Here is a 1689-nt window from a genome sequence, read left to right as displayed (position 1 = left end):
GGCGAGGGTCAGACGGACGGCGGTACGGGAAGCCCGCAGGCCCGCCGGGCCCGGGACAACTGCTCCACGGGGTCGCCGAAGGCGCACCACGGCATCCGCGAGGCGTAGGGCCCCATGGCGGTGAGCACGGCGCGGGCCTCGAACTCGCGCTTGGCCATGAGCAGGGCGTGCCCGAGGTAGGCCAGGTCCAGCACCGGGGTGAAGCGGTAAGCGGCAACCGTGGGCAGCCAGTTCTGGTAGACCCCGAGCGCGGCACCGCGCCACTGGGGCTCCTCCCAGACCCGTTCGGCGAGCAGTTGGGTGGGGTTGTAGCTCTCCACCAGCGCGACCAGGGGCAGCAGCCGCAGCGCGGAGTCGGCGGGGGCGCGCTGGCTCAGGAAGGCGGCGACGTCCCAAGCCGCGGTGACCGAGCCGCCGTGACGGGTGAAGAAGAAGGCGAGGAAGCGGTGGTGGGCCTCGCGGTGCCAGGGGTCGAGGGAGAGGACGTGCGCGAACAGCCGCCAGGGCCCGGGCGGCGCGGTGAGCAGTCCCTGCGGCGCCGGGTCGCGCGGCCGGTGCAGCCGGGCCATGGCCAGCTTGGCGACCCACGGGGTGGGGTCGGCGGGGTCCATGGCCGAGGCGCGCTCGCAGGCGGAGAGCGCTATGCGCTCCAGTGCCTCGGCGCGCTCGTCGCCGGCGTCGGCCGCGCGCAGGGCGCGGTGCACCGCCACCCGCGCCCACACCAGCGCGGCCTCGGGCACCGGTTCCTCGGCCAGCCAGCGTTCGGCGAGGTCGGAGTCGGCGGCCTCGGAGGCCACCACCAGGGAGCGGTGGGCGCGCAGGGCCAGGTCGCCGCGCGTCTCGGTGAGGGCGGCCCGGGCGCTGGCCCAGCGCCCGGCCCGGATGTCGACGCAGACACTCGCCAGCGCGCGGTCGTCGGCCGCCGGGTGCCACACATACTGCCCTTCGAATAACCCGGCGGCCATCGTCCCCCGTCCGTTCCCGTACGCGTCTCACGTATCGCCGTATCCCCGTATCGCACCCGGTACTTTACTCAGCGCCGAGCACAACCGGAACGCCGATTTCGACATCTCGGCCCGGTCGATTCCCGCGACAGCCGCGGCAGACCGGCGATGAGTGACATGGACTGACGGGTAATCAGCCGAGGGCTGCCCGAGGCCTCCCGTTTGTTCAACGGAACACTATTTCGGGGCGGCCGGATGTGCGCGCGGAGCCAGGTCGTAGAATGTTCCCCGGAAATATGCCAGCGCATACCAGCACCCTTCGCCCGGGAACCGTCATTCACGCCCTCGCCTCACTTCTGCGCCGCCTCCCGCCGTCCTGCGGCCCGGTCCGCCTGGTCGGCGTCGACGGGCACGCCGGCTCCGGGAAGTCCACGTTCGCCGGGGAGTTGGCCCGGGCGCTGGACGGCGCGCCCGTCGTGCACCTCGACGACGTGGCGAGCCACGACGAACTGTTCGCGTGGGAGGGGCGGCTGCTGGCCGAGGTGATCGAACCCCTCGCCCACGGCAGGACCGCGCGGTGCCCCGTCTACGACTGGCACGCCCGGCGCTTCGGCGGGCCGCGCCCGCTGCCCCCGGCGCCGGTGATCCTGATCGAGGGGGTGGGCGCGGGCCGCCGTGCCCTGCGTCCGCACCTGGCACACCTGCTGTGGATGGAGATGCCCCGCGAGGCCGCCTGGGCGCGGGG

The 1689-nt window shown here is 73.9% G+C and carries 1 protein-coding gene and 1 pseudogene; one reads left to right on the top strand and one right to left on the bottom strand.

Features of this window, described 5'->3' with window-relative positions:
• Positions 1 to 8 precede the first annotated feature (8 nt).
• Positions 9 to 965: a hypothetical protein gene (locus IE249_RS30880; RefSeq protein WP_189710106.1), complete on the bottom strand. Its 957-nt coding sequence runs from the start codon at positions 963 to 965 to the stop codon at positions 9 to 11.
• Between the two features lie 275 nt (positions 966 to 1240).
• On the opposite strand from IE249_RS30880, the pseudogene IE249_RS30875 reads away from it, so the two are divergent.
• Positions 1241 to 1689: pseudogene (locus IE249_RS30875) on the top strand (uridine kinase family protein); the annotation flags it as partial.

The sequence above is a fragment of the Streptomyces anandii JCM 4720 genome, assembly GCF_014650655.1.
Taxonomy (GTDB): Bacteria; Actinomycetota; Actinomycetes; order Streptomycetales; family Streptomycetaceae; genus Streptomyces; species Streptomyces anandii.
This window is presented reverse-complemented; position numbering and strand designations above follow the sequence as displayed.